Here is a 1625-nt window from a genome sequence, read left to right as displayed (position 1 = left end):
CCGTCAACGCCGCCCACGCCCCGCTCATCAACGAGCAGCGCCGGCAGCGCGGGTGGAAGGGCTTCATCGTCCCCATCCCCAACTGCACCACCACCGGCCTGGCCGTGACGCTGGCCCCCCTGGCGGAGCGCTTCGGCGTGAAGGCCGTGCTGATGACCAGCCTCCAGGCCATGTCCGGCGCGGGGCGCTCCCCCGGCGTCATCGGCCTGGACATCCTCGACAACGTCGTGCCCTACATCCCCAAGGAGGAGCACAAGGTCGAGGTGGAGACGAAGAAGATCCTCGGGGCGCTCAACCCCGCGGGCGCGGCGCTCACCCCGCACGACGTGCGCGTCTCCTGCACCTGCACCCGGGTCGCCGTCCTGGAGGGCCACACCGAGTCCGTCTTCGTGTCGCTCGGGAAGAAGGCCAGCGTGGCGGAGGTCACCCAGACCCTGCGTGAATGGCAGGGTGCCCAGGTGGCGAAGGACCTGCCGTCCGCTCCGCCCCGGTGGATTGAAGTGCTGGACGACCCGTTCCGCCCCCAGCCCCGCATGGACCGGGACACCCACGGCGGCATGGCCACCACGGTAGGCCGCATCCGCGAGGATGGTGTGCTGGAGAACGGCTTCAAGTACGTCCTCGTCTCCCACAACACCAAGATGGGGGCCGCCAAGGGCGCCATCCTCGTCGCGGAGTTGCTGCGGGCGCAGGGCTTGCTGGGCTGACCGGGGAACGAGGCCGGGGCGGGCCCTAGATTCTGGGTGCCAACCCTGGCCGCAACCATCTACTGTGCGCGGCCACGGACGCGCGGAATACCGCACAGAGGAGAGATCAACATGGCCTACGTCGTCGCCGAGCCTTGCATCAAGTGCAAGTACACCGACTGTGTCGAGGTGTGCCCGGTCAACTGCTTCTACGAGGGTGCGAACTTCCTCGTGATCCACCCGGACGAGTGCATCGACTGCGGCGCTTGCGAGCCCGTCTGCCCGACCAAGGCGATCTTCCCCGAGACCGAGCTGCCCTCGGAGTGGTCGGAGTACAAGAAGCTCAACACGGACTTCTCCGCCAAGTGGCCCAACATCGCGGAGAAGAAGGCCGCGCTGCCCGAGGCCGAGGAGTACAAGGACAAGAAGGGCAAGCGCGCGGAGCTGAACACCGCGCCCGGGAAGTAGTCGCGGGCCGCGTCCGGGCGTGCCCGTCGTGGTGAAGGCCTTCGCGCCCCCTGGCGTGAGGGCCTTCGTCGTTCGTGGCGGCTGACAGGAAAGGGGCATCGCCGGACGTTCACCCCGCCTGGAGGACGCTGAGCCGCAGGCCCCGGGCCTCCAGCGCGTCGCGCAGCCGCGCCACGTCCTCCGTGGGGACGGGCCCGTGCCGGCCCTGGATGCGCAGCGCCACCTCGCGGGGCCCCGTTCGCTCCACCTCCACGGTGGCCTCCAGCGGCCCGCGCAGGCTCAGGCCCAGCGCCGGCCGCTGTGATTTCACGAAGACCTCGATCTTCTCGATGAGCGCCAGGGTGGACTCCACCTGCGCGACGGGAGGACTGGCCGCTCCGGTGCCTTCCGCGGATCCGCTCGCCGCGCGGAGGCCGTCGACGGTGGCGGCGCGCGACGGGACCTCCGGGGACCGGTCTTCACGCGTGGGGG

The 1625-nt window shown here is 70.2% G+C and carries 2 protein-coding genes and 1 pseudogene; 2 read left to right on the top strand and 1 reads right to left on the bottom strand.

Going from position 1 to position 1625, the window contains the following annotated elements:
• Together D7W79_RS41860 and fdxA are read left to right on the top strand one after the other, a co-directional pair.
• Positions 1-707 (top strand): aspartate-semialdehyde dehydrogenase (locus D7W79_RS41860; RefSeq protein ID WP_120530737.1); only part of this gene is annotated, 707 nt, incomplete at its 5' end.
• Positions 708-818: 111 nt separating this feature from the next.
• Positions 819-1154, top strand: coding sequence for a ferredoxin FdxA (gene fdxA, locus D7W79_RS41855; protein WP_120530736.1), 336 nt, complete (start codon positions 819-821; stop codon positions 1152-1154).
• 109 nt (positions 1155-1263) lie between these two features.
• Here fdxA and D7W79_RS41850 read toward each other — a convergent pair.
• Positions 1264-1625 (bottom strand): annotated as a pseudogene (locus tag D7W79_RS41850) (hypothetical protein); the annotation flags it as partial.

This window comes from Corallococcus exercitus, assembly GCF_003611585.1.
Taxonomy (GTDB): domain Bacteria; phylum Myxococcota; class Myxococcia; order Myxococcales; family Myxococcaceae; genus Corallococcus; species Corallococcus exercitus.
The sequence above is the reverse complement of the archived record's forward strand: the minus strand, read 5'-3'. Positions and strand labels throughout refer to the sequence as shown.

Bases quoted from the DNA above. Each gene is read 5' to 3' on its own strand.
- fdxA (WP_120530736.1), top strand. From the start codon at position 819: ATGGCCTACGTCGTCGCCGAGCCTTGCATCAAGTGCAAGTACACCGAC.